The 24923-nt window shown below is 64.5% G+C and carries 21 protein-coding genes; 12 read left to right on the plus strand and 9 right to left on the minus strand.

The genetic code is table 11. The features are described 5' to 3' along the window. Nucleotides 1-39: 39 nt before the first annotated feature. A complete protein-coding gene (locus AB4097_RS00520; protein ID WP_442036170.1) occupies nucleotides 40-2790 on the plus strand; it encodes a glycoside hydrolase family 2 protein in 2751 nt (916 codons plus the stop codon). Between the two features lie 78 nt (nucleotides 2791-2868). On the opposite strand, the gene AB4097_RS00525 is transcribed toward AB4097_RS00520, so the two are convergent. From AB4097_RS00525 to AB4097_RS00555, 7 genes are all read right to left on the minus strand, one after another. Next, nucleotides 2869-5040, minus strand: coding sequence for a family 1 glycosylhydrolase (locus AB4097_RS00525; RefSeq protein ID WP_442036172.1), 2172 nt, complete (start codon nucleotides 5038-5040; stop codon nucleotides 2869-2871). 72 nt (nucleotides 5041-5112) lie between these two features. Next, nucleotides 5113-6267 carry a UDP-galactopyranose mutase gene (gene glf, locus AB4097_RS00530; protein ID WP_442036174.1) on the minus strand — a complete coding sequence of 385 codons (1155 nt, stop codon included), beginning with the start codon at nucleotides 6265-6267 and terminating at the stop codon, nucleotides 5113-5115. 6 nt (nucleotides 6268-6273) lie between these two features. After that, complete coding sequence (locus AB4097_RS00535) at nucleotides 6274-7476, minus strand: glycosyltransferase (RefSeq protein ID WP_442036176.1); 1203 nt, start codon at nucleotides 7474-7476, stop codon at nucleotides 6274-6276. 209 nt (nucleotides 7477-7685) lie between these two features. Continuing rightward, complete coding sequence (locus AB4097_RS00540) at nucleotides 7686-7997, minus strand: polyhydroxyalkanoic acid system family protein (protein WP_442036178.1); 312 nt, start codon at nucleotides 7995-7997, stop codon at nucleotides 7686-7688. Nucleotides 7998-8051: 54 nt separating this feature from the next. Next, on the minus strand, nucleotides 8052-8357 hold the full coding sequence (locus AB4097_RS00545; protein ID WP_442036180.1) for a hypothetical protein: 306 nt from the start codon (nucleotides 8355-8357) through the stop codon (nucleotides 8052-8054). Nucleotides 8358-8425: 68 nt separating this feature from the next. Then, entirely contained in the window at nucleotides 8426-8782 is a 357-nt protein-coding gene (locus AB4097_RS00550; protein ID WP_442036182.1) for a hypothetical protein, read from the minus strand. Between the two features lie 58 nt (nucleotides 8783-8840). Then, nucleotides 8841-9260: a septal ring lytic transglycosylase RlpA family protein gene (locus AB4097_RS00555; protein ID WP_442036184.1), complete on the minus strand. Its 420-nt coding sequence runs from the start codon at nucleotides 9258-9260 to the stop codon at nucleotides 8841-8843. A gap of 289 nt (nucleotides 9261-9549) precedes the next feature. On the opposite strand from AB4097_RS00555, the gene crtI reads away from it, so the two are divergent. From crtI to ispH, 9 genes are all read left to right on the plus strand, one after another. After that, on the plus strand, nucleotides 9550-11100 hold the full coding sequence (crtI, locus tag AB4097_RS00560) for a phytoene desaturase family protein (protein ID WP_442036186.1): 1551 nt from the start codon (nucleotides 9550-9552) through the stop codon (nucleotides 11098-11100). A 26-nt stretch (nucleotides 11101-11126) separates the two neighbouring features. After that, nucleotides 11127-11516 carry a DUF2141 domain-containing protein gene (locus AB4097_RS00565; RefSeq protein WP_442036188.1) on the plus strand — a complete coding sequence of 130 codons (390 nt, stop codon included), beginning with the start codon at nucleotides 11127-11129 and terminating at the stop codon, nucleotides 11514-11516. A 10-nt stretch (nucleotides 11517-11526) separates the two neighbouring features. Further along, nucleotides 11527-12621 carry an SAM-dependent methyltransferase gene (locus AB4097_RS00570; protein WP_442036190.1) on the plus strand — a complete coding sequence of 365 codons (1095 nt, stop codon included), beginning with the start codon at nucleotides 11527-11529 and terminating at the stop codon, nucleotides 12619-12621. Nucleotides 12622-12702: 81 nt separating this feature from the next. Then, on the plus strand, nucleotides 12703-14238 hold the full coding sequence (locus AB4097_RS00575) for a phytoene desaturase family protein (protein ID WP_442036192.1): 1536 nt from the start codon (nucleotides 12703-12705) through the stop codon (nucleotides 14236-14238). A gap of 95 nt (nucleotides 14239-14333) precedes the next feature. Further along, entirely contained in the window at nucleotides 14334-15074 is a 741-nt protein-coding gene (locus tag AB4097_RS00580; RefSeq protein ID WP_442036386.1) for a lysophospholipid acyltransferase family protein, read from the plus strand. Continuing rightward, nucleotides 15071-16183 (plus strand): glycosyltransferase, encoded by a 1113-nt coding sequence (locus tag AB4097_RS00585; protein ID WP_442036194.1) that lies wholly within the window; start codon nucleotides 15071-15073, stop codon nucleotides 16181-16183. The genes AB4097_RS00580 and AB4097_RS00585 overlap by 4 nt, the downstream gene beginning before the upstream one ends. Next, a complete protein-coding gene (locus tag AB4097_RS00590) occupies nucleotides 16180-17838 on the plus strand; it encodes a squalene/phytoene synthase family protein (protein ID WP_442036196.1) in 1659 nt (552 codons plus the stop codon). Before AB4097_RS00585 ends, AB4097_RS00590 begins: the two co-directional genes overlap by 4 nt. Then, nucleotides 17835-19121, plus strand: coding sequence for a hydroxysqualene dehydroxylase (locus AB4097_RS00595; RefSeq protein ID WP_442036198.1), 1287 nt, complete (start codon nucleotides 17835-17837; stop codon nucleotides 19119-19121). The genes AB4097_RS00590 and AB4097_RS00595 overlap by 4 nt, the downstream gene beginning before the upstream one ends. Further along, nucleotides 19118-20086 (plus strand): 4-hydroxy-3-methylbut-2-enyl diphosphate reductase, encoded by a 969-nt coding sequence (gene ispH, locus AB4097_RS00600; RefSeq protein WP_442036200.1) that lies wholly within the window; start codon nucleotides 19118-19120, stop codon nucleotides 20084-20086. The genes AB4097_RS00595 and ispH overlap by 4 nt, the downstream gene beginning before the upstream one ends. On the opposite strand, the gene AB4097_RS00605 is transcribed toward ispH, so the two are convergent. Beyond that, nucleotides 20065-21486, minus strand: coding sequence for an MATE family efflux transporter (locus AB4097_RS00605; protein WP_442036202.1), 1422 nt, complete (start codon nucleotides 21484-21486; stop codon nucleotides 20065-20067). The two genes, ispH and AB4097_RS00605, sit on opposite strands and share 22 nt — an antisense overlap. 154 nt (nucleotides 21487-21640) lie before the next feature. Here AB4097_RS00605 and AB4097_RS00610 point away from each other — a divergent pair, with 154 nt between their 5' ends. Then, nucleotides 21641-22618, plus strand: coding sequence for an amidoligase family protein (locus AB4097_RS00610; RefSeq protein ID WP_442036204.1), 978 nt, complete (start codon nucleotides 21641-21643; stop codon nucleotides 22616-22618). Then, entirely contained in the window at nucleotides 22615-23316 is a 702-nt protein-coding gene (locus AB4097_RS00615; protein WP_442036206.1) for a gamma-glutamyl-gamma-aminobutyrate hydrolase family protein, read from the plus strand. Before AB4097_RS00610 ends, AB4097_RS00615 begins: the two co-directional genes overlap by 4 nt. 1 nt (nucleotide 23317) lies before the next feature. Here the strand turns inward: AB4097_RS00615 and AB4097_RS00620 are convergent, their stop codons facing one another. Continuing rightward, the gene (locus AB4097_RS00620; RefSeq protein ID WP_442036208.1) at nucleotides 23318-24835 is read right to left on the minus strand and encodes a response regulator; all 1518 of its coding nucleotides are present in this window, start codon (nucleotides 24833-24835) and stop codon (nucleotides 23318-23320) included. Nucleotides 24836-24923: the final 88 nt, after the last annotated feature.

Raw genomic sequence — 24923 nt, forward strand, 5'->3', positions numbered from 1 at the left:
TTCGAAACCCTTGGGTAATCTCTGATTCAAGGAGACGTCATGCAGGACAATCGGATCAATCTGGACGGGACTTGGGAATTTTTGCATGTGGCCGACGACCGTCTGTCGGGCCCGGCCGAGGTTCGCCAGATCACCGTGCCCAGTCCGTGGCAGGCGCAGTTCTCAGACCTGCGCATGCGTGCCGGCATCGGCATCTATCGCAGGACGATCGAGATCGACGAAGCTTGGCTGCACGACAGCGTCTGGATTCGCTTCGGCGCCGTCTTCCACAACACCAAGGTCTTCATCAACGGCGAGGTGGTCGGCCATAACGAGGGTGGATTCCTGCCCTTCTCGTTCGATGTGACGGCTTATCTCAAGCCCGGCGCAAACGAGATCAAGGTCCGCGTCGACAGCCCGACCGACAACCCGGCCGAGTTCCCGGATTCGCCCTTCGCCGAAATCCCGTTCGGCAAGCAGAGCTGGTACGGGCCTCTCTCGGGCATCTGGCAATCGGTTTATTTCGAGCGCCGCATTCCCGACCATATGAACCGCGTCCGCCTCGTTCCCAACCTGACAACGGGACGGGTGAGCTCCGGCGTGTTCTTCGCGCGCCCCCTCACGGACGCAACCCAGATCCGCATCGAAGTCACGGACCCCTCGGGCGATGTCGTGCTCAACGAGATGCACGAGACGCAGGTGGGCGTCACCTCCATGCCGTTCGAGTTCACCCTCGATGACGTGCGCGCCTGGTCGCCCGACCATCCCAACCTCTACCGCATCCGCCTCGCATTCATCCGCAACGGCGAGGTGAAGGACGAGATCGCGGACAATTTCGGCTTCCGTTCCATCGAGACGCGCAACGGCAAATTCTATCTCAACGGCGAGCCGCTCTACCTGCGCTCCGCCCTCGACCAGGACTACTATCCGGACACGATCTGCACCGTGCCGTCGGTGGAGTTCCTGGAAGATCAGTTCCGCAAGGCCAAGGAACTCGGCCTCAACTGCCTGCGCTGCCACATCAAGGCGGCCGACCCGCGCTACTATGAAGTGGCGGACCGGATGGGAATGCTCATCTGGACCGAGCTGCCGAACGGCGGCATGGCCACGGACCGCTCCCGCGGCCGCAAGGAGAAGCTCCTGAAGGGCATCGTCGATCGCGACGGCAACCATCCTTCCATCGTGATCTGGACGATCATCAACGAGAACTGGGGCGTCGACCTCGTCAACGACGCGGATCACCGCGACTGGCTCAAGCGCACCTTCGCCTGGCTGAAGGCCTACGATCCGACGCGCCTCGTGGTCGACAACTCGCCGCTCGCCCCGAGCTTCCACGTGGAATCCGACATCGCGGATTATCACTTCTACGCCGCCTATCCCGATCATCGCGGGGCATGGGACCAGTTCGTCGACGAACTCTCGAGCCGCGCCTCATGGCTCTACTCGCCTCACGGCGACGCGGTCATCACCGGACGCGAGCCGCTGATGTGCTCCGAGTTCGGCAATTGGGGCCTGCCCTATCCGAAGGACCTGCGCGACACCAAGGGCGAAGAGCCCTGGTGGTTCGAGACCGGGCACGACTGGGGCGAGGGCGTGATGTATGCCCACGGCGTCGAGAACCGGTTCTCGGACTGGAGCCTCGACCGTGTCTTCGGCGATCTGCGCCGATTCGTCATCGCGGCCCAATGGCAGCAGTTCCGAGCCTTGAAATACGAGATCGAGGCCATGCGCCGGAAGCCGAACCTCGCCGGCTACGTCATCACCGAATTGCACGACTGCCATTGGGAATCCAACGGTCTGCTCGACATGCGCCGGAACCCGCGCGTGTTCCACGAGCTGTTTCACATCGTCAATTCGGACACGGTGATCGTGCCAAAATGGGAGCGCGCATCCTACTGGGCGGGCGAGACGGTTGCCCTGGGCCTCGCCATCGCTCACGGGGCCGGCCCGGTTCTAGAGGATTGCAAGCTGGAGATCTCCCTCTGCGGCGAGACCCAGGTGATCGACCTGCCGCGCCTTGAGGCGCCGGACGTGCTCGATCTCGGCAACATCGAGATCCGCTTGCCGGAAATGGACGAACCGTCCCTGCGGCGCATCAGCCTCGACCTGCGCACGTCCGATGGACGCGTCGTCGCGCATAACCACCACGACATCGCCATCCATCCCAAGCGGACGCGGCCGGTTCATGCCCGCGAGCTGGTGTGGTCGCCGGACGAGGATATCCGCGAGCGCTTCCGAGCCCTTGGCTACAGCATCGCCCGCGCCTTCGAGGAATCGACATTGATCGTGTCGCGCACCCACAACAAGGCGATTGCCGATCACGTACGGGCGGGTGCCAAGCTCCTGCTCCTGCCGGAAGAGGACATGACCCTCTATCCGTTCTTCCCGCACTGGCAGGCCGTGAAGGTGCAGGCCCGCGCCGGCACCCTCTGGTCCGGCGACTGGGCGTCGTCGTTCGGCTGGCTGCGGCGCGCGGGCCATTTCGCCCGCTTCCCGTCGGGCCCGCTGCTCGATGAAACGATGGATCGGGTGCTGCCGGACTTCGTGATCGCGAACTGCAACCTGCTCGACTTCCAGGCTCGTGTGTTCTCAGGCCTCGTGGTCGGCTGGATCCACAAGCCGGTCGCTCTCGGCGTCGAACGCTCCTACGGCCGCGGCCGCCTGGTGGCATCGACCCTGCGGCTGCTCCGGGACGAGCCGCTGGCCGATCCGACCGCGACGGTGCTGACGGATGCTCTCGTGGAGCTGGCCGTGGAGTCCCGGGCCGCGCGCCTGGAGGAAGCCGTCCGGGCAGCGGAGGCTGCGGCGTAGCGTGTCTCATATCAGGACACATGAAAAAGGCGGCCAGATCGCTCTGGCCGCCTTTCGCTTGTTGCCTGTGCGGAGAGCCTATTCGGCAGCCACCTTCATCGCATCGTCGGACCATTCCACTTCACTGTCGAAGAAGAACCGGTCGAGGGCACTGTCGAGGCGCGGCATGAGGACGCCACGTTCCGTGTACAGGGCCGTGTTGAGGGCCGGGAGATCGCCCGCATCCGTCACGAGTTCCGGATCGAAGCCCGCGCGCTCCGCCGCCATGGCGGCGAGATCACGCCAGGAGGTCTCGCCGATATTGGCCATGTGCCAGATGCCCGTGCCGCCATCGATCAGCAGATCGAGCGATGTGTTCACGAGGTCGGGGACATAAGTAGGTGACACCATGTCGACGCTTGCCTTCACGCCCTCGCCCTTGCTGAGAGCATTCAGGATCGACCAGACGAAGTTGTAGCGATCCCATGGGCCGAAGAAGGCACTGGTGCGCAGGACGAGCGCTTTGTCGTGCGCCACCAGAACCCGGCGTTCCGCCTCGGCTTTGCTCTCGCCATAGACGGTCGTGGGATTGACCTCGTCGCTCTCCACGTGAGGTCGATCCAACGCCCCGTCGAACACGAGGTCGGACGAGAAGGTGACGAGGGGAATGTCGAGATCGGCACAGGCCTTGGCCAGCACCTCCGCTCCGGTGGCGTTCTCCCGGAAGCAGGCCTGCCTGTCGTTTTCCGCCTCCACCACGCGCACGTAGCCGGCCGTGTTGATCACCGCCCAGGGACGATGGCACGCGAGAGCCTCGGCGACGCTCTTCGGATCGGCGATGTCCATGTCCTGGCGCGAGAGCAGCACGTGATTGAGCCCGCGGAAATCGCACAGGCGGGAATAGGCGCGACCAAGCGTTCCCGTGGCGCCCGTGATCAGGAGCTGCCTTGGAGCATCGGCGAGCCAGCAGGATCTCGATTGCCTCGCCGGACGCTTGTAGAAACGGATGTCGCGCTTCCACCAGCCGGCACGGTCGAGCACCGGATGATCGAAGGTGCCGGTCTTGGCAAGCGCCTCCGCCGCGTGTGCAAGCGCCGTCCGGCGCGGCTCGGGAGCGCGCACGTCGAAGGGGCCCGGCTCGTAGAAGTCGTTGCGACGGGTCAGCAGGCTGTTCCAATCGACGGCGCCGTAAAGAGACCAGACGGTCACGGCCCGTATATCCGCGCCTTCATCGCGCAACGCATTGACGTCATTCCAGACTTCCATGAGCCAGCGCAGCTGATCGTCACGGGAGCTGCCGTGATGCGCTTCTGTCACGGCGATGGGGCGCTTGTAGCGTTCCCACACCTCCCGCAGGCGGGCAGCCGGCCCAAGATCAACGGACGGGAGAGGCATGCGGACAGCCTCCGCATCCGCATATCGATGCCGTCCGTTGCCGCCCCAATGATGCTCGGGATAGCGGGCCATGCGCTCGTCGAGGTAGCGCTCGCTGGTCAGGTAATGATTGATGCCGATGATGTCGGGCGCGGCATCCGCCTCGAGAAGGAGTTCAAGATCGGCCTGAGCGACGCCGTGATCCAGGAGGATGTTCCACCAGGGATGATCCCGATCGACCATGCCGCAAAGAAGGTCGAAGCTCAGGAAGCGACGCTGGTTCTCGTGCTCAGCCTGATAGGCGAGCGCCGGCGTCGAGAAGGTCTTGCCCATGTCGTCCGTCTGCACGAGCTGCGCATCGGGCCGAACCCTGCGGATGGCTCGCATGGACAGGACGGTCGCCTTGCACTCGTTGACGAGGATCTTGAGAAAGGACTCGTAGGTCGTGCCGTGCGGATACCAATGCCCGTAAAGGCCCGAGAACCGCGCCGTCGTGAGCGGCTCGTTGACGGGGGTGTAGAGATCGAGATGCGGATAGCGCTCCGCCACGTTGGCGGCATGGCGCGCCAGAAGCTCCGGCCAGGCCGGATCGAGCATGTGGGTGTAGTGCGGGCCGCTGCCATGATGGCACAGGCCGGCAATGGCACGGATGCCGAGCTTCCGAAGATGCCTCAGACGCTCATCGTGCCAGGAGAAGTCCGCACGGTCCGGGCTCTCGGGAGAAATCTTCTCCCAGAGCACCGGGTAGCGCAGCGTGCGGATCCCGAGTTCGGCAATGCGGTCGAGATCCGCGATTCGATCGTGATGACCGGTCTCCAGGCTTTGGTCGCGATAATCGTCACCAACTCTCGCGATGGTGCATTCCATGCCTCCCCAGAGTTCCAGCGGTCGTTTCATCATACGCTCCGAGCTATTACTATAGGCAGTCAACAACTATGCTTAGCGCGGATTGTTCGACGCATTTTCCGACTATGAGACCATGGCGGCTGAATTCGGCACGACTTTCACTGAACTGGTATCGGCACCGACCGGCAGGGACTCGTTGATGCGCCGGAAGGTGGCAAGCGCCTGACCGACGATCTGATCCATGTTGTAGTAGCGGTATGTCGCCAACCGGCCGACGAACCAGACGTCAGGCGTCGACAGGGCGAGGCGCTCGTATTTCTTGAAGAGCTCCTGGTTCTCCGCCTTCGGGATCGGGTAGTAGGGGTCGCCTTCGGCGGACGGATACTCGTATGTGAGCGCTGTCTTGGCATGGTCCTGACCGGTGAGGTGCTTGTACTCCGTGACGCGGGTGTAATCGTGCGTCTGCGGGAAGTTCACCACGCCCACGGGCTGATGCCAGGTCTTCTCAAGAGTGACATGCTCGAAGCGCAGCGAGCGATAAGGCAGCTTGCCGAACTGGAAATTGAAGTACTCGTCGATCGGGCCCGTATAAATGACGCGGCGGTGGGGAACGACATGCTTGACGTCGTCGTAATCGGTCTGCGTCATCACATGGATGTTGGGATGGCTCACCATCTTCTCGAACATCCGGGTGTAGCCGTGCTTGGGCATGAACTGGAATTCGTCCGAGAAGTAGCGATCGTCACGGTTTGTGCGCGTCGGCACCCGCGAGGTCACCGACTTGTCGAGTTCCGACGGGTCGAGGCCCCATTGCTTGCGCGTATAGCCGCGGAAGAACTTCTCGTAGAGCTCGCGGCCGACGGCGGAGACCACCACGTCTTCCGAGGTCTTGATCTCGCCGATCTTCTCCGCCCGCTCGGCGAACCAGTCCTGCAGCTGCTCGGACGTGAGATTCAGCCCGTAAAGCTTATTGACCGTATCGAGGTTGATCGGAATCGGCACCAGCATCCCGTCGACTTCCGCCAGCACCCGATGCTCGTAGAAACGCCATTCGGTGAAGCGGGAAAGGTGGTCGAAGATCTGCTTTGAGTTGGTGTGGAAGATATGAGGCCCATACTGGTGGATGAGCAGGCCGTCATCGTCGTATCGATCATAGGCGTTGCCACCGATGTGACTGCGACGATCGATCAGAAGGACGCGCTCGTTGCGCTCTGTGGCAAGACGTTCCGCCAGAACGCTGCCCGCAAAGCCGGCGCCGACAATCAACCAATCATACATTCCAAATCACTCCGCAGGCGTGGTGGCATAAACGGGAAGGGACGAGGCGGGCCGGTCGCTCGCGGTGTCGCCGGTGACATCCAGCATCAGCTTGTGCATGGAAGACCAGGTCTTGTCCCAGGATCCGGCCGCCAGGTGACGATCGACCTTCGCGAGCCACGCGTCCTTGGGACGCGCGAGAATCGTCTCGACCTTGGCGACCACGTCCTTGGCGTCCCTGGCGATCTCGACAAGACCCTTCTCGCCATAAGGCCGCACCACATCGGTGATCGGCGTCGAGACGACCGGCACGCCGGCCGCCAGGAATTCCGGCGTTTTCGTCGGGCTGATGAATTTGGTCGCCTCGTTCAAGGCGAAGTTCATGAAGCCCACATCCCAGCCTGACAGGTAATGCGGCAGCTCATTGTAGGATTTTCCGCCGAGCCAGTGGATATTGGACCGCTGCGGCAGCGTCGATGGATCGATCTTCACGACCGGACCGATCATCACGAACTGCCAGTCGGGACGCAGATCCGCAACCTCGGCCAGGAGATCGATGTCCATGCGCTCGTCGACGACGCCGAAGAAGCCGAGACGGACATGCGGAATCTGCGCCTGGTCGTCGGGATCCTTGTCGATGGAACGCGCCTGGGAGAAGTGGTTGAAATCGATGGATGATGGGAAGCCGTGAATGCTGCGATGGCGATGGCGCTTGGCCTCGTAGAGGCTCATGCCGCCTGTGAAGACCAGATCGCAGCGGGCGAAGAGAGCATTCTCCAGATCGAGCAGTTCCTGCGAAGCGCCCCGGAAGAGCGAAAGCTCGTCCATATTGTCGTAGACGCACAGGTCGCATTCGAGATCGCTGGTAAAGGCCATGGCCATCGGCGTGTAGTACCAGAATACCCTTGGGCTCGTGGCCTCGCGGCCGATCAGTTCCTCGATCAGGTCGTGCTGCTCGGCAAGAATATCTTCATGAGACAGACCTTCAGGAAGGATCGGCACGGCAATGGTGACGCCCTGTGGCCGATCGCTCACATCCATGTGAGGCGTCGCGCCCGCCTTGAAGATGGGCTCCTCGATGATCAGCACGTCATAATGCTTGACGGCCCGGCTGAGGAGGTGCTGCGGCCGTTGCCAGACGAAATCCCAGCGAAGATGGGAGAAACAGACGAGGAGAGGTTTTTCTGAAGCGGACTTGGCAGGCGAACGAAGGGCATAGGAGTGCGTCATCAAACGCTCATGCATAGCGCCATCCTCAAATACAGGTGTGTTGTCGCGATCGGACGGAAGAACACGGCCCGTGGTGAATAAATGCGATGTCTTAAGTGAAGCGCACCAGCGTTGGGTCGTGGTCGCAATCGATTGTAGAACGCGGAAGGAGCCTTTTGGTTCCCTCTGTGTTCATCTTTGTGAACGGCTATTCATGGATATAGCCAGAATCATTTCTTCTCGAGCAGCAAAGTGCCTTGCTTTTGGATGAAGGTCTTCGCCTTCTCTGCAATCATGGCAAGGATCCACGGCAACTGCACTTCGACACGCACTTGGTCCTGCATCACCTCCAGATGGCCGCTGACGTTCTGGCCCATGGCTCCGACGCGAAAATCCATGCGGTTGCCATTCCAGCTCTCGTCGATGGACGCGACCTTGTCGCCGAACTGGGATTTCAGTCCCGACATGCCGCCGTGAAGGCGCCGCATCGCTTCGGCTTGGCCGAGATTGTGGGGAATCGAAACAATGAGGGGCTTGGCCATGCGAGTGCTCCACTTTTCAACGACAAGCGAAGCAGTGCGGGTCGGGTTCCCTCGTTACAGCATTTCCACCTTGATCGCCCGCATCACGATGGTCTCCTGCTCGAATCGCCGTTCCAGGTCGGCGCGGTAGCGCTCCCACCAGGCATGATCGAGTTCGCGGGCCATGACTTCGAACACGACGATGTCGTCGTGAGACGTATGGCCGCCCTCCTTCCAGACACCCTCAGCCGGCGCGCGCGTGAAGCTCGTGATCCCGCCGAACCGCTCGGCCAATTCCTTGCGGACCCGCGCATAAACCGCCCCGTCGAGACGGCGGCCCTTGTTGTCGGCGAGCGGCAGCAGAATCTGAACCAGATGCATCGGCATCCCCTGAGAAGCGCCATCGGTGGCGCAGGAAAATAGTTCAGGGGATGGAAAAGGCGAGACCTTCAGGCTTGCAGGGCAGCGAACAATTCCTGATCCGCTTCGGGCCAATCCTCGGCGAGCCGGTAACGGCCCGACGGTTTCGACACGCGCCACGGGCACGCCGTGGACGCATGAAACGCCTCGGAAGGGCGCAGGCGACGCACGCTGCCGTCCGCCTGGATTTCATCGATCACGACGAAGCCGAAGATGGTGAGTCGCGTCGCCATGACCTTCGTGGCGCGATCGCCTGCTGCAATCGGCAGCGATCCTGCGGAATAAACCGCATCCATCAGGCTTCGCTGGTCCCGATGGGGATTGGCCGACGAGCGCGCGCCCGGAAAGCGTATGACATTCGTCGGCTGAGACGATCTCGATTCCATGTAAGCAACCCTTGGTCCCGAATCGGGGCCAGAATCGCCGGAAGGAATTAAGAAGCGCCTAATCGAGGCGATGGAGCGATACGTAAGCCGTGCCCTCGGAGGTCAGGCCGAGCGCCTGAGCGGGACCTTTCGCGAGATCGATGATCCGCCGATGAGCGAAGGGCCCGCGATCGTTCACCCGGACGACGACCGAGCGGCCATTGGTTTCATTCACGACCTTGAGCCTCGTGCCGAACGGCAGGGAGCGGTGGGCGGCCGTCATGTCGGAAGAATTGAACCGCTCACCGCTGGCGGTTTTGCGGCCATGGAATCCCGGGCCGTACCAGGAGGCAGTGCCGCGCTGAATGGCCGGGCCTGCATCGATATTGGCTTGTGAGATGGACCCTGTGGTGAGCGGGTCGTTCGAGGCGGTTGTATTGCAGGCTGCTACGAGAAGAATAGGCACAATTGCAGATGCCCGGGTGAGGATGTTCTTCAACGACAGTCTCCCCTTCCGTTTCGGTTGGAAGTGAAACTGAGCCTTAAAAAGGCGAGAATAAGGCGCTTCGATTTTTTATACGTTCATTCACTCTTCAGAGATGCAAAACTATACCAAGAAATAGCCTAGACAAACTCATTAGAAGCCCTAGATAGCCTACGACAACGTTACTGTATTTCAAGTCATATTTTCACCTTCTCGTGAATTTTGGATCATTGCCTCTGGTCGAGGGCTGTGCCCGGTCTAGTTCAGATGACCGATGTTCCACGCCAGTCAGGGCTAAGGGCTCATGCGCGAACCCGCTCGATCACCGCAGGTCGCCATCGTTGGCGCGGGCCCCGGAGGCTTGGCCTCGGCCATGCTGCTGGCGCGCGAGGGGGTGCCCGTCACCGTGTTCGAACGGGAACCCGCCGTCGGCGGCCGCACCCGGACCATCCATGCGCCCGGCGGCTACAAGTTCGACATCGGCCCGACCTTCTTCCTGTATCCTCGCGTCTTGAAGGACATCTTCGAGGCCTGCGGCGAACGGCTGGAAGACCATGTCGAACTCAAGCGCCTCGACCCGCAATATCACGTCGTCTTCGAGGGTGGCGGCTCCATTCGCGCCACTTACGATCTTGATCGACTCGAACAGGAAATTGCTCGTCTCGCCCCCGCCGATGCGCGCAATGTGCGCCGGTTTCTCGACGACAACCGCGACAAGCTCGAAGCCTTCCGGCCGGTGCTGGAGCAGGCTTTTTCGAGCCCCGCCGATCTCTTCTCGCCGGCGATGCTGGCCGCCTTGCCGAAGCTGCGTCCCTTCTCCAGCGTCGACAGCGATCTCAAGCGCTACTTCGCCGATCCGCGCGTGCGTCTCGCCTTTTCGTTCCAGACGAAATATCTCGGGATGTCGCCGTTCCAGTGCCCGAGCCTGTTCACCATTCTGTCGTTTCTAGAATACGAGCACGGCGTCTTTCATCCCATGGGCGGTTGCGGAGCGGTCTCGGAAGCGATGGCGAAGGTCGCGCGCAAGATGGGCGTCGACATTCGCCTCAACACCCCGGTCGAGCGCGTCGTTTACGAGAATGGCGAAGCCGTCGGTCTCGAGGCGGGCGGCCAGCGCTTCGCGGCGGGCTCCGTGGTGATCAACGGCGATTTCGGCCATGCCATGCGCCACCTCGTGCCGGAATCCATGCGCCCGCGCTGGAAGAACAAGAAGCTCGATCGCGCGAAGATTTCCTGCTCCACCTTCATGCTTTATCTCGGCATCGAAGGCGATGTCGGCGATCTCGCCCATCACACGATCCTGCTGTCGCGGGACTACGAGCGCAACATTCACGAGATCACCAACGGCATCCTGCCCGAAGAACCATCCGTTTACGTGCAACACGCGGGCGCGACCGATGAGTCGCTGGCGCCGAAGGGCCACACGAGCCTTTACGTGCTCGTGCCCGTGCCGAACCTGCGCTGCGGGATCGACTGGGCGCGCGAGGCACCGCGTTATCGCAAGCTCGCGCTCGAGCGGCTGAAGGTGCTCGGATTGGACGACATCGAGAGCCGCATCCGCTTCGAGCGCGTGGTGACGCCGCGAGGCTGGCAGGATGAGTTCTCCGTGTTCGAGGGCGCCACATTCAACCTCGCGCACAACCTGACGCAGATGCTCTATTTCCGTCCGCACAACCGCTTTGGCCGCAACGTCTATCTGGTCGGCGGCGGCACGCATCCGGGCAGCGGGCTTCCGGTGATCTATGAAGGAGCGCGCATCACGACGCGGCTGCTGCTGGAGGATCGAGAGCGTCAAAAGGCAGGCGACTTTGAGGCGAAGCCCGCCGTCGCGCCGCTCGGCGAAGCGGCTCTGTAGAGGGGTGCCGGATGAGACGCATTGGATTGACCGCCTTTGTTGTACTCTCCGTCTCCTCCGCTCACGCGGCAACCCTGACGATCCGCGCCCAAGGCGTTCAGCCGGACAGCAACATGGTTTATGCCGGAATCTGCGACACCAGCTTCGAGGAGGCCACCTGCCCGTACAAGGATCGCGGTCCTGCCACGACGGGAACCGTGGAGTTGCGCATCAGGAACGTGAAGCCGGGGACATACGCCATCGCGGTCTTTCACGACGTGAACGGCAACGGCAAGCTCGACCGCAGCTTCATCGGCCTGCCGAGCGAGCCCTACGGCTTCTCGAACGACGTGGGCCGCCGCGGGCCTCCGAATTTCGATGCCGCCCGGATCGTCGTCAGAGAGCCTGCGACGACGGTCGTGATCCCGATCAGATAAGGATCTCTCCATGCTGTGGCGCGCCTATGCTCTTCTGTCCCACGGGGGAGACCGCATAGGCCTCGGTTCCATCGGACTGCCGTCCTGGCACGGTCCAGCGGCCCCATCGTTCCAGCGAACGGGCGACGTGCTGAAGGTGCTCGAGGAAGCCGACACGGCCATCTGGTCGGCCAGCGCCCTCTCGGCCTGCGCCGAGACCGGCCTTCTCGCCCATCTCGGCAAGCCGGCGACGACCGGCGAACTGGCGCAAGCCCTCTCGCTGTCGCCGGCCCTCGTCCGGACGCTGATCGACGTGCTGGCAAGCCACCGATTCGTGGCGTGGGACCAGGACCGGGTTCAGGCCGGCCCCGCCCTCATGCCCTTCACGACGCCCGAGGGCGTGGCAACCTTCCGTGCCTCCCTTCGGGCCCCTCTCCTTCAGGCCGACAGCTTCCGGCACAGGCTTGCCGACGGCACCCTGACCCTCGATGGCTGGACCCATACGGATGAGGCCATCATCGAGTCCCAAGGCACCCTGACCCGGCTCTGGACCACCCGGGCCCTGCCGAAACTGAAATTCCTGCCGGGCCTCGTCCCGCGCCTCGAGGCCCCCGGCGCGGCCCTCCTCGATGTCGGCGCAGGCGCCGCGGGCCTTTCGATGGTGCTCTGCAGGCATTTCCCACATCTGACGGCCGTAGCCCTGGAGCCCGCACCTCATCCGGCCTCGATCGGCGAGCGGCATGTGCGGGAGGCCGGACTGGACAGCCGCATCGTCATTCGCCGGCAACGCGCCGAGGATCTGGAAGACGAGCGGGCCTTCGACCTCGCCTTCCTGCCGCAGATGTTCCTGCCGGATGCGATCATCCAGGAAGCGATCGAGCGGATCTTTCATTCGCTGCGCCCTGGAGGATGGCTTCTCGTGGCCGTCCTGTCCCAGGAAGGAAGCGGAACGGTCTCCGCCGTCAACCGGCTGAAGAACCTGCTCTGGGGTGGCAACACGCGCGCCGTGAACCATCTGATGTCCCTCCTGGCCGCCGCCGGATTCGGTCCGGTGATCCGCGCGCCGGGCCGTCACTCGCTTCGCATGATCTGCGCCCGCCGCCCAAACCTTCGTGATCCGTCTTGAACTGGACCAGGCGCTTCCTAGAACCATCACGATTGGACATGGGCGAATGACGGACAGGCTCGTGCCTCGCGGGAGGAATGCGTGAACGCTCAAGGGACTTCGGTTGCGGTCATCGGCGGAGGACTGGGCGGATTGGCGGCGGCCTGCGTCTCAGCGGCCCGCGGGCACAAGGTCACCCTCTACGACAAGAATCCCTGGATCGGCGGCAAGGCGGCGGTTCTGCACGAGGACGGCTTCCGCTTCGACATGGGACCGACGATCCTGACCGTGCCGCGTGTTCTGGAACGCATCTTCGCGGAAGCCGGCCGCAACCTCTCCGATTATCTCGACCTCGTGCGGCTCGACCCGCAATGGCGCTGTTTTTTCGACGACGGCACCCGGATCGACCTGCAGGAGAACATCGACGCCATGGCCGAGACCATGGATCGCTTCGCGCCCGGAAAGAACGCCGGCGACGGCTACAAGCGCTTCCAGGAAATCTCCGCGCATCTTCACGACATCTCGAACCGGTTCTTCTTCTGGAAGCCGGTGGAGGATCTCTTCGACACCATCAACATCCGCGCCAACATGAATCCCGCGACCTTGCGGGATGTTTTGTCTCTGCGCATGGGCTCGTCGGTGGCCGGCACCATCCGGGCGAAGGTGAAGGACGAACGCCTGGCGCAGATGCTCGATCATTTCACGCAGTATGTCGGCTCATCGCCCTACGGCTCGCCCGCCGTGCTCTGCGCCATCGCCCACATGCAGGCGGCGGACGGGGTGTGGTATCCCATGGGCGGCACCCGCGCGGTCGCCGAGGCCCTGGCGAAACTGGCCACCGAACTCGGCGCCACGTTCAGGACCGACAGCGACGTGTCTTCGCTCAGGATCGAGAACGGCGCGGTTACGGGGTTGATTCTCGCGAGCGGCGAAGTCGTGCCTTACGACAACGTCATCTCCAACATGGATTCGATCCGCACCTATCGCGAACTCGTCGGCGGCGAGGTCGGCGAACACTACGCGCGCAAGGACTTCGAGCCCGCCTGCTCCGGCGTGGTGCTCTATCTCGGCCTGAACAAGCGCTACGATCACATTCTCCATCACGACTTCGTGTTCTCCCGCGATCCGGAAGAGGAGTTCGACTTCATCTACCGGCGCGGTGAGCCGGCACCCGACCCCACCTGCTATCTCGCAGCGCCATCCGCGACCGATCCGAGCGTCGCGCCGGAGGGCGGAGAGGCGCTCTATGTGCTCGTCCATACGCCCTATCTTCGCCCGCACCACGACTGGTCGCAGATGTTTCCGGCCTATCGGCAGGTGATCATCGACAAGCTGAAACGCACGGCCGGCATGGGCGATATCGAGGAGCGCATCGTCGTCGAACGCCACCTGACGCCGCAGGATATTCACGACCGCTACAAGGTGCTCAACGGCGCCATCTACGGTCTGGCGAGCCATGGCAAGTTCATGGGCGCGTTCAAGCCGGGTAACCGCAGCCGGCAGGTGCGCGGCCTTTATCTGGCCGGTGGCGCAGCCCATCCGGGTCCGGGCATGCCGATGGTCATGATGTCGGGCTGGATCGCCGCCGATGCACTCGATGCGGACGGCAAGGTCGAGAATTTACGGAACGTGTCTTGAGGCAGGAAACGGGCAAGGCAGGAACGGAGCACTCTTCATCCGGTCGCCCGGGAGATTCTCCCGTCGCGCGCCGCTCCGCCCTGCTGCACCGCTTCATGGTCTCGACCTTCCGGCGCTACTTCACGCGGCACATGAATGCCCTGCGGATCGCCCCCTGGGGCCTGCCGAGTGTGCCGCAGCAGGGCCCGGTCATCGTCTATTCCAATCACCCAGCCTGGTGGGACGCGGCAATCTACATCCTGGCGGCGGACCGGTTCTTTCCATCCTACGAAAGCTATGCGCCCATCGACGCCGCGATGCTGAAGCAGTACGGTATCTTCGGTCGCATCGGCGCCTTCGGCGTCGATCTCGAAAGCCCGCGCGGCGCGGCTGACTTTCTCAAGGCCGGCGCGGAGATCCTCTCCGTTCCCGATCGTGCGCTCTGGATCACCGCACAGGGACGCTTCGGCGACGTGCGCGAGCGGCCTCTCGGCCTCAAGCCAGGCGTGGCGCACCTCGTCGAGCGTGCGCCCGGCTGTATCGTCCTTCCACTCGCCATCGAGTACGGCTTCTGGCTGGAACGCGGAGCGGAAGCCTTCATCGCCTTCGGCCAGCCGATGCCCGGACAGGACCTTCTGAACCTTTCGCGTTCCAACCGCCTGAAGCGGCTTGAAAGTGAACTGACCACGACACTCACGCATCTGAGCGCCGATGTGCAGAGCCGCGACCCAGCCCGCTTCCGGACGGTGCTCGAAGGTCGCGCCGGTATCGGCGGGCTCTATGACGGGTGGCGGCGGATGGCGGCGGCCCTGCGCGGGCGCGCCTTCGATCCGTCGCACGAGGGGCGGCCCTCATGACGGTGCTTGCACTCGTCCTGCTCGCATTGGCCGCAATCCCGTTCGTGCTCGCGCTTATGAACCTGAGTGTATTGCGCACGACGCCTCGCCTATCTCCACAAGGAGACGTTCTCGTCTCGATCCTCATCCCGGCCCGCAACGAAGCGAAGAACATCGGACCCGCCCTCGATGCGGCCCTCGGCAGCATGGGTGTTCCGGTCGAGGTCCTGGTCATGGACGATGGCTCGACGGATGCGACCGCCGACATCGTCCGCGCCTATGCGACCCGCGACGCCCGCGTCCACCTCCTCACCGCCCCACCTCTGGACGACGGCTGGACCGGCAAGGTCCATGCCTGCCACCATCTCTCCGAGGCCGCACGGGGCACGCATTTTCTGTTCGTGGATGCGGACGTCCGTCTTGGCCCTCACGCGGCGGCTTGGCTCGCAGGCCATGCGCAGGCCAGCGATGCGGGCCTCGTCAGTGCCGTGCCGCGCCAGGTCATGATCATGCTCGGCGAGCTGCTGACGGTGCCGACGATCAATCTGCTCCTGCTCGGCTATCTTCCCATGGGGTTCATGCGCCTCTCCCGCGATCCGGGACTGGGCGCGGCCTGCGGCCAGCTCATGCTCGTCGAGCGCGAAGCCTATCGGGCGAGCGGCGGACACGCGGCGATCCGCACGCGCATCCACGACGGCATCCAGCTGGCACGGCTGTTCCGCCGCAAGGGCCATATGACGGATCTCGTGCCGGGCGAGCGTCTCGCCACCTGCCGCATGTATGCGCGTTTCGACGAGGCCTGGGCCGGCTTTGCCAAGAACGCTCACGAGGGCATGGCGACGCCCGTGGCGCTGCCGATCTGGACCGTTCTCCTGCTCGGCGGCCATGTTCTGCCGTTCCTGCTCCTGCCGTTTGCACCGAGTGTCCTGCTCGCATGCGCGGCGCTCCTCTCCCTTAGTGCACGCACCCTCGTGACCCTCGCGACGCGGGAGAATCCCTGGTCCATCCTTCTCCATCCCATTACCATCCTGGTCGGGCTGGCGATTCAGTGGAGCGTGCTCCTGCGGATCGGGCAGGCACGCCGCGCGGGATGGAAGGGCAGGCTTTATCCTCTGGAGGAAAAGCCATGAGCGCGGACCTTCCAAGAGCGGCCAAGCGACCGCGCGACGAGAACTTCCCGGTTGCGTCCCTCGTGCTTTCACGTGAGCACCGGGATGCCGTTCTCGCCTTCTATGCTTTCGCCCGCACGGCCGATGACATCGCCGATGCGCCCGATCTCGGAGCCGCCGAGAAACTGGCGCGCCTCGACGCGCTCGAACAGGCGCTCATATCCGGCGATGCGGCCATCCCGCAGGCCGCGCGCCTTCATGCCGTCGACGGAAAGCACAAGGCTGGGCTGGTCCAGGCCCGCGAGCTGCTGCGTGCCTTCCGTCAGGACGTGGTCAAGGCGCGCTACAACGATTGGGCGGAACTGATCGATTATTGCCGCTCTTCCGCCAACCCTGTCGGCCGTTTCCTGCTGATCGTTCACGGCGAGCGCAGTTCGGCCCATGGGCCGACCGATGCTCTTTGCACGGCGTTGCAGATCCTCAATCACCTGCAGGATTGCGGCCGGGATCGTGAGCGGATGGGCCGCATCTACATCCCGATCCGGTGGCTGCTGACGGCGGGCTCCGAGGCGGCATTCTTCGATCCGTCGCGTATGGCGCTCCGCCGCGAGGTCCTCGACGCCATGCTCGACCGGGTCGACGCGCTGATCGATCAGGCGCAATCCCTGCCGGAGCATCTGCAGAATGCCCGCCTGCGGGCGCAGAGCATCGCGACCATCGCTCTCGCCCGGCGCCTGAGCCGGCGCCTGCGACAGGCCGATCCGGTTCTGGAGCGCGTTCAGGTGAGCCGGATCGATGCGTGTATCGCGTTCCTGCGCGGCCTTCGCGGCACCGTCCATAAACCTTCTTCCGGCGACCACCGAGTGACGGCGGCGGCGGTGCGGCGTTCAGGCTCATCCTTCCGCCTCGGCATGCAGAGCCTTTCACCCGAGCGCCGCCGCGCCATTCATGCGGTCTATGCCTTCTGCCGCACGGTGGACGATATCGCGGACAGTGCAGCGCCTGCTTCCGAGAAACGAGCGTTCCTGCGCGAGTGGCGGCGCGAGATCGACCGGCTGCATCGCGCACCGGAAACGCCGATAGGCCGGGAACTCGCCCGTGCCTCGAGCCTCTTCAAGCTGCCTTTGGAAGAATGCCATGCCCTGCTCGACGGCATGGAAACCGACGGTGCCGAACGGGTGCGGTTGGCCAACGACTATGAGCTCGGCCTCTACGGTCGCCGCGTCGCGGGCTCCGTCGGGGCGCTCTCGATCCGCATTTTCGGAGTTCCTTCCGCTCACGATTTCGCTCTCGATCTCGGACGCACCCTGCAGCTCGTGAACATCCTGCGCGATGTGGACGAGGACGCTGCCCGCGAGCGGGTCTATGTTCCGCTCGCGCGGCTTGCGCAGCTCGGATTGGGCGATGCTCCCGCAGCCATGCTCGTGGCCGATCCGCGCTTCGCGCGCGTCTGCGAAACCCTTGCGGAAGAGGCCCGCGCCGGATTTGCGGCGGCGGATGCCGCCCTCATGCGTCTCGATCGCCGGGCTCTGAAACCGGCGATCCTGATGATGGAGAATTATCGCCGCGTGCTCGACCGACTGCAGGCACGCGGCTGGGGCCTGCGCCAGGGCAGGCTGCGCCTGAGCACCGCCGACCGGCTGCATCTCATCACCCGCGCCATGAGGCCCGCATGACGTCACGGCGCACACATATCGTCGGAGCAGGCATCGCAGGATTGAGCGCCGCGCTCGCTGTCACGGCCGATGGCGGCGAAGCCGTCGTCTACGAGGCCGCACCGCAGCCGGGCGGGCGCTGCCGGACTCTTCAGCCCGCCGACGGCTTCATCCATGACAACGGCACCCATGTGCTCTTCACGGCCAATGGACGTGTGCTCGATCTCCTCAAGACCGTCGGCGCCCGCGACCGCTGGATCGAGCCCGAACCGAAGGGGCTCCCGCTCTATGACGGGCGAACGGGAGAGATGCGGCGGGTGGGTCTCTCGCCCTGGTCGTGGCTGTTCCCCTCGCGCCGGCCGCACGGCCTGACCATGCCCGACCTCGGGCGGATCCTGCGCCTCGTCTTCACGGCGAAGGATTGTCCGGTCGCGTCCATCATCGGCGATCGTCCGATCATGGGCAGCCTGATCGAGCCTCTGACGGTGGCTGTGCTCAATACGCCGCCCGCGCAAGCCTCCTCGCAGCGTCTCGCGTGCGCGCTGCGGCAGCTCATCCGGCCCGGTGCCGGGCGCCTCCTGGTGGCGCGAAACGGCTTGAGCGAAGACCTGATCGAGCCCGCCATAGCCACGCTCGCGGCAAGAGGCGCAGTTATTCGCACCGGGCAGCGCCTCCGCATGCTTCTGACGAGCCAGGAGCGTGTCATCGGATTGGCATTGCCGGACCGCACCGTGATGCTCGGTCCCGACGACCGCGTGATCCTCGCGCTCCCGCCCTACGAGGTAGGGCGGCTTCTTCCCGCGCTCCCCGTGCCGACGTCCTTCGAACCCATCCTCAACGTCCATTACCGGATGAAGGGTTTGGCGCGCCCGCGCTTCATCGGCTTCACTGGCACGCTGGCACAATGGGCGCTGATCCGCCCCTCCCATGTAAGCGTCACGGTCTCGGCCGCCGATGCGGTGGTGGATCTCGATGCCAACGACGTGGCGGCGAGGATCTGGCGCGACATCGCGCCGGCCCTGTGCGGCCTGGGGCTCGATGCGGCAAGCGACCGTCAACCCGAGAGCCGAGTGGTGAAGGAGAAGCGCGCGACCATCCGCCAAGCCGCTGAGGAACTCCCGCAGCCTCCCCTGCGGCCTCTTGCAAACCTCGCTCTGGCGGGCGACTGGATCGGGTCCCTTCCCGCCACCATCGAGAGCGCGGTCATGGCCGGCGAGCACGCTGCCTCCCTGTTGCGGCATGCCCGATGCACGCGCCCCACCGCTCCACGCGACCGCCCCTTGAAGACGGAGGATGCGGCATGATTCAGGACCATTCGCCCTTGACCGTGCTGCTTGCGTCGCCGCGCAGTTTCTGTGCCGGGGTCGAGCGCGCCATCCGGGCCGTCGAGGACGCCATTGAGCGGACGGGCAGGCCCGTCTATGTGCGCCACGAGATCGTGCATAACGGCCGCGTGGTCGAAGACTTGAAGCGCAAGGGCGCGATCTTCGTCGAGGATCTGGCCGAGATCCCGGACGGCGCCGTCGCCATCTTCAGCGCCCACGGCGTTTCGCGCGCGGTGGAGCGGGAGGCGGCAGGGCGAGGCCTCTCGGTGCTCGATGCCACCTGCCCGCTCGTGCGTCGCGTCCATCTCGAAGGACAGCGCCATTCGAAGGCCGGACGCGAGGTCATCGTCATCGGCCATCGTGGCCATGTGGAGATCGAGGGGACAACCGGACAGATCGACGGCACGGTCCATGTGATCGAGAGCGTCGCGGACGCGCTGACCGTTCCGGTCCTGAACCCGGAGCGCATCGCCTACATCACCCAGACGACGCTCTCGGTCGACGATACCCGCGAAATCATCGCAGCCCTGAAGAAGCGCTTTCCCGCGATCCAGGGGCCGGACATCAAGACGATCTGCTATGCCACGCAGAACCGGCAGATGGCCGTGCGCGTGATCGCCAGGCGCGCGGAGCGGATCATCGTATGCGGCGCGCGCAATTCGTCGAACACGAACCGCCTGTGCGAGGTGGCCGTCAACGAGGGGCGCCAGGCCCTACTCATGCAGGATCCGAAGGACCTGACGCTCTCCTTCATCGACGGTGCGGCCGTGATCGGCCTGACGGCAGGCGCCTCCGCTCCCCAGGACCTGGTGCAGGAGGCCCTGGCCCAGCTCGCGCAATGGCGTCGGCTCACGGTGGAGGAGGTGCGCGTCACCCGTGAGGACGCGCAGTTCGCCCCCGTGGATCTCTCGCACCTCGTCTCTCAGCTCGCGAACGCCTCCTGAACGTCTCGCGGCGTCGCCGTGACCAGGCCCAGCCGGTCGCGGCGCAGCCAGCGCCACAGCATCAGGCAGGCCACCACAGCGAGCCCGCTGGCAAGCCCGATCCAGATGCCGACGCCCCGCAGGGACGTGCCGAAGGCCAGGGTGGCGCCGAGCGGCAGGCCCACGCCCCAATAGCCGAGCGCCGCATAGATCATCGGCACGCGGGTGTCCTGCAGCCCGCGCAGCATTCCGGCACCGACGGCCTGTGCGCCGTCCACCAGCTGGAAGATGGCGGCCACCACCAGGAAGGTGCGTGCCAGATCGATGACGAGCGCGTTCTTGGGATCGCTCACGTCGAGGAAGACGCCGAGCAACAGGTGCGGGGCGAACAGCATGAGCGATGCGGTGACAGTCATGAAGCCGGTGCCCAGCACGAAGGACGTCCAGCCGGCCCGGGTGACGCCTGCCGCGTCCTGGGCACCGTAGGCCCGGCCCACGCGCACCGTCACGGCCTGTCCAATGCCGAGCGGGACGGAGAAGCAGAAGGACGCGATCTGCAGGGCGATCGCATGAGCCGCCAGCTCGCTCTCGCCGATCCGGCCCATCAGCATGGCGGCCGCATTGAAGATCGTCACCTCGAACATCAGCGTCAGGCCGATGGGCAGGCCGATCTGCCAGAGGGTGCGATATCGTGGCCAATCGGCCCGCCAGAAGCGCCCGAAGACGTGATAGCGCTTGAGCCTGGGATGCAGGATGATCACCACGGCGAGCGCCGCGAACATGAAGGTGCTCGAGATCACCGTGCCGAGCCCTGCCCCGACCAGGCCAAAGGCCGGCAGGCCGAGGGCGCCGAACATGAGGGCATAGGCCGCGCCGAAATTCACCGGAATGGCGAGCAGTCCAATGAACAGGGCCCAGCCGGGGCGCTCCAGGGCCGCCAGGAACGAGCGCAGCACCAGGAAGAGCAGGAACGGCAGAAGGCTCCATTGCAGGGCGCGGATATACTGGCCGGCATTGTGCGCGAGGACGGGCGCCTGCCCGATGGCGAGCAGGATCGTCTCTCCGTTCCAGGCCACGATCCAGATCGGGACGGCGACGGTGACCGAGGCCCAGAGGCCCTGGCGCACCGTGCGGCGCACCTCGCGCACGGAATGGCGCTTTCGGCCGAGCTCCTCGGCGATCATGGGCGAGGTCGCGTTGACGAGGCCGATCCCGAAGATCAGGAAGGCGAAGTAGAGGTTGGTGCCTAGCGCACCCGCCGCCAGCGCGTCCGATCCCATCCAGCCCATCAGGATGACGTCGGACGTGATCAGGGCGTTCTGCGCGATGGTCGCAAGAACCAGGGGCCAGCCCAGGGACAAGGTCGCACGCAGCTCCGTCACCCAGGCCGCGCGCTCGAAGGTCGATTCTCTCGAAAGCATGATGGCGCGCTTGTAGCCAACGCGAAGCCGGAAAGCCACACCTCCGGTGGGAGGAAGTGCGATGTGAGGAAGTGCTCATGGATCAAGGAACCTGAGCCGAAGCGCGCCCGTTCATCCCATTGCTCACGTTTCCGTGTTTTTTTCGGAGTCCTCGATGGCGCAGCCGGCGCTTACAACCGAGATCGATTTCGCCCTGCCGCCGATCCTGCGCAACGAGCAGGGGCAGATGCGCACGGTCGGGGTCGAGATCGAGTTCGTGGGTCCCTCCGCCGAAAGGACCGTGCAGGCCCTGCAGGAAGCGCTCGGCGGCCGGCTCATCGAGGTTGATCCGCATGCCTTCGCCCTGAAGGAATCGTCCATCGGCGACCTGTCGGTGGAACTCGACAGCCGAATCCTGCATCCGGGCAAGCAGGCAGGAACGCAGAAGGGCGTCCTGCCCAAGATTGCTGCCCTGTTCGGCTTCGCGGCCCGTTATCTCGTTCCCTGCGAACTCGTCACGGCACCGATCCCGGTCGACCGGCTGCAGGAACTCAACCGGATCCTGGCAATCCTGCGCCGGGTCGGCGCAAGAGGCACGCAGGATGCGCCCTTTTACGCCTTCGGGCTGCACTTCAACCCGGAGATCCCGCGCCGGGATGCGGCGACCCTCACGGCCTTCATGAAGAGCTTCGCCCTGCTCAATCCATGGCTCCGGCGCGAGGCTTCGCCGGACGCCACGCGCAACCTACTGGGCTTTGCCGATCCGTTTCCGGCCGAGTATGTCCGCAGGATCGCCGCTCCGGATTACTGGCCGGACATTCCCGCCTTCATCGACGATTATCTCGGTTACAACGCGACCCGGAACCGGGACCTCGATCTCCTGCCGCTCCTGCATCATTTCGATGCTGGGCGGGTGCGTGCCGTCCTGCCGAACGAGAAGATCAACGGGCGTCCTACCTTCCATTACCGCCTGCCCGACGCCCGGGTGAGCGACCCCGGCTGGAGCATCGCGCCGGACTGGAACCGGTGGGTCTGCGTCGAGCGGCTGGCCGCGGACCGCGAGAAACTCGATGCGGTCGGCGCGGCGTACCTGTCGTTCGAGGGGGAGGACAAGAGCTGGGCCAACGTGGTGGAGCAGATCGTACGGTCATGACGAGCCCCCTGATCGGCGTCACCACGTCAAGACATGGCGGGTGGCGCAGCTACCTCATGCATCGGCTAGCGCTTTATCGTGCGGGGGCCCGCTCCGTCCGCCTGATGCCCGGCCATCTATTGCCGGCGGAGCCCCTGCAGGGGCTCGTGATCGGCGGCGGCGACGACATCGGCGCCGAGATCTACGGCGGGCAGGTTCTGCCCGACGTGCGCATCGACCCCGAACGCGACAAGCTGGAACTCGGCCTGCTCAAGGCGGCGCTGCCGGCGGGGCTGCCGATCCTCGGCATTTGCCGCGGATCGCAGATGATCAACGTGGCGCTCGGCGGCACCCTGCACACGGACATCTATGAGGTCTATGTCCAGGCGCCGAAGATGCGCACGATCCTGCCGCGCAAGACCGTGACCATCGAGCGCGGCTCCCAGCTGGACCGGATCCTGAGCTGCAATCCCTGTCAGGTGAACGCACTGCACCACCAATCGGTCGACCGCCTCGGGCAGGGGTTGAAGATCGCCGCTCGGGACGAGAGCGGCATCGTACAGGCCATCGAGAGCGAAAGCGCGCCGTTCCTGCTCGGCGTTCAATGGCATCCGGAACTTCTGGTCTGGAAAAAGCCGCAGCAGCGATTGTTCGCGGCTCTGGCCGAAGCCGCGCGGGAGGCTTCGGCTTCACTCTCCGCAACGGCGCTTGCCGAATGATTCAGCGCGCCCGCCTCGAGGTGCGCGGGAACAACGGAATGACCTTGTTGTCGCTGTGCACGTTCAGGTGCCGTTGGATCGCCCCATGAAGGTCGCGGCTGACGATCGGCTTCTGGAGCAGCGGAAATTCGCTGTCCCCGCCCGCAACGTCGGGATTGCCGGTGATCAGCAGCACGGGCAGGCTCGGGAAGACCTGCCGCACTTCACGCGCCAGCATGACGCCGTTCATCGTTCCGGGCATGGCCACATCGGCGAGCACGAGGGCGGGCCTGCGCACGCTCAAGGATTTCACGGCCTGCGCCGCATCGGTGGCGATGCTGGTGACGTAGCCGAATTCCTCCAGGGTCGATTGCAGCGCGAGCGCGACTTCGAGCTCGTCATCCACGACCAGGATTTCCGTGTGGGTCTGCACGCTCTCGTCCGGCCCGTCATCCTCGCTCAAGGAGCCTGACGGCAGCAGGGTCGCCGCATCGGTCCGAGGGATGTAGAGGATGATCGAGGTTTCGCCCTCGTCCCGCCGCACTTCCGATGTGCCGCCAAGATCCTGCAGGAAGTGCAGGCTCTGGCGCAGGGACAGCCAGGAGGACAGGTCGAGATCCCGCACGGAGAAGGATTGTTCCAGATCGGTTTCCGGAGCATGGCGCACCTCCTCAGGGCCAGTGCTGCGGATCGCGAGCTGCACGAAGTCGCCCTCGCGCGTCAGGTCCGGCAACGAGCCTCTGTCAACCTGCACGTTCCGGGCTTCGAGCGTGATGGTGCCTCCCTGAGGCAGGGCATCCCGGACATGGGCGCTCAAGGTCACGATGGCGGTCTGGATGTCGTCCGGGTTGGCTTCGATGGACCAGAGATCGTCCTCAAGGGAGACCCGCAGCTCGACCGTGTCGCGCAGCAGGGAATGGCTCATGAGATTGGCCACCGAGCTCACCTGCTCGGCAATGTTCACGTATTGCACCTTGGCCTCGCCCTGCCTGGCGAAGGCCGTCGATTGGGCGATGAGCTTGGCGGCCTGGTCGGAGGCCACGAGGGCGGAGAGCAGCTTGCGCTGCAGGATCGGCTGATCCTTCAGCTGGCGGGCCGCCGCATCGATGTTGGCGCTGATCACCATGAGCCGGTTGTTGAGGTCGTGAGCGATGCCGTCCCGCAGCCGGTCGACGGCCTCTGCCTTCTGCATGCGGCGCAAGGCGTCGTCCTCGTCGGCGGCAGGCGTCTCCTCAAAGGCGGAGAACTCGGCGAAGGACAGGAGAGGCTCGGCGGGCGGCTCGAAGGGAGCGGCCGTCACGTCCTCGAACACGGTGAGTTCGTCGGATGCACCGTCATCTCTGTGGCGGAGGGCCTGCTTGATCTGCCGTCCGATCAGCAGGGGAGCCCCGGCGGCAAGCAGCAGGAAAAGCCCGGCCGCCGCGGCAACGAGGGCCGAACTCTTGACATAGGCCGCAGCCGCCAGCGCGAAGCCCGACATGATCAGGGCACCGGACAGGCTCAGCAGAGACAGCTTCAATGAGACTGGCAGCAGATGCATAAGGCTTTTCTAAAATATGATTTGACCTGACGGCCCTCAGACGCCACTTGCAGACCTATCTTATGTAGCACGAACAGGCGGCAAGCGA

Source organism: Microvirga sp. 2MCAF35, from assembly GCF_052115545.1.
Taxonomy (GTDB): domain Bacteria; phylum Pseudomonadota; class Alphaproteobacteria; order Rhizobiales; family Beijerinckiaceae; genus Microvirga.

Excerpts from the sequence above, each read along its gene's own strand:
- AB4097_RS00520 (WP_442036170.1), top strand. The coding sequence starts at position 40 with ATGCAGGACAATCGGATCAATCTGGACGGGACTTGGGAATTTTTGCAT.
- AB4097_RS00525 (WP_442036172.1), bottom strand. The coding sequence starts at position 5,040 with ATGAAACGACCGCTGGAACTCTGGGGAGGCATGGAATGCACCATCGCG.
- glf (WP_442036174.1), bottom strand. The coding sequence starts at position 6,267 with ATGTATGATTGGTTGATTGTCGGCGCCGGCTTTGCGGGCAGCGTTCTG.
- AB4097_RS00535 (WP_442036176.1), bottom strand. The coding sequence starts at position 7,476 with ATGACGCACTCCTATGCCCTTCGTTCGCCTGCCAAGTCCGCTTCAGAA.
- AB4097_RS00540 (WP_442036178.1), bottom strand. The coding sequence starts at position 7,997 with ATGGCCAAGCCCCTCATTGTTTCGATTCCCCACAATCTCGGCCAAGCC.
- AB4097_RS00545 (WP_442036180.1), bottom strand. The coding sequence starts at position 8,357 with ATGCATCTGGTTCAGATTCTGCTGCCGCTCGCCGACAACAAGGGCCGC.
- AB4097_RS00550 (WP_442036182.1), bottom strand. The coding sequence starts at position 8,782 with ATGGAATCGAGATCGTCTCAGCCGACGAATGTCATACGCTTTCCGGGC.
- crtI (WP_442036186.1), top strand. The coding sequence starts at position 9,550 with ATGCGCGAACCCGCTCGATCACCGCAGGTCGCCATCGTTGGCGCGGGC.
- AB4097_RS00570 (WP_442036190.1), top strand. The coding sequence starts at position 11,527 with ATGCTGTGGCGCGCCTATGCTCTTCTGTCCCACGGGGGAGACCGCATA.
- AB4097_RS00580 (WP_442036386.1), top strand. The coding sequence starts at position 14,334 with ATGGTCTCGACCTTCCGGCGCTACTTCACGCGGCACATGAATGCCCTG.
- AB4097_RS00585 (WP_442036194.1), top strand. The coding sequence starts at position 15,071 with ATGACGGTGCTTGCACTCGTCCTGCTCGCATTGGCCGCAATCCCGTTC.
- AB4097_RS00590 (WP_442036196.1), top strand. The coding sequence starts at position 16,180 with ATGAGCGCGGACCTTCCAAGAGCGGCCAAGCGACCGCGCGACGAGAAC.
- AB4097_RS00595 (WP_442036198.1), top strand. The coding sequence starts at position 17,835 with ATGACGTCACGGCGCACACATATCGTCGGAGCAGGCATCGCAGGATTG.
- ispH (WP_442036200.1), top strand. The coding sequence starts at position 19,118 with ATGATTCAGGACCATTCGCCCTTGACCGTGCTGCTTGCGTCGCCGCGC.
- AB4097_RS00605 (WP_442036202.1), bottom strand. The coding sequence starts at position 21,486 with ATGCTTTCGAGAGAATCGACCTTCGAGCGCGCGGCCTGGGTGACGGAG.
- AB4097_RS00610 (WP_442036204.1), top strand. The coding sequence starts at position 21,641 with ATGGCGCAGCCGGCGCTTACAACCGAGATCGATTTCGCCCTGCCGCCG.
- AB4097_RS00615 (WP_442036206.1), top strand. The coding sequence starts at position 22,615 with ATGACGAGCCCCCTGATCGGCGTCACCACGTCAAGACATGGCGGGTGG.
- AB4097_RS00620 (WP_442036208.1), bottom strand. The coding sequence starts at position 24,835 with ATGCATCTGCTGCCAGTCTCATTGAAGCTGTCTCTGCTGAGCCTGTCC.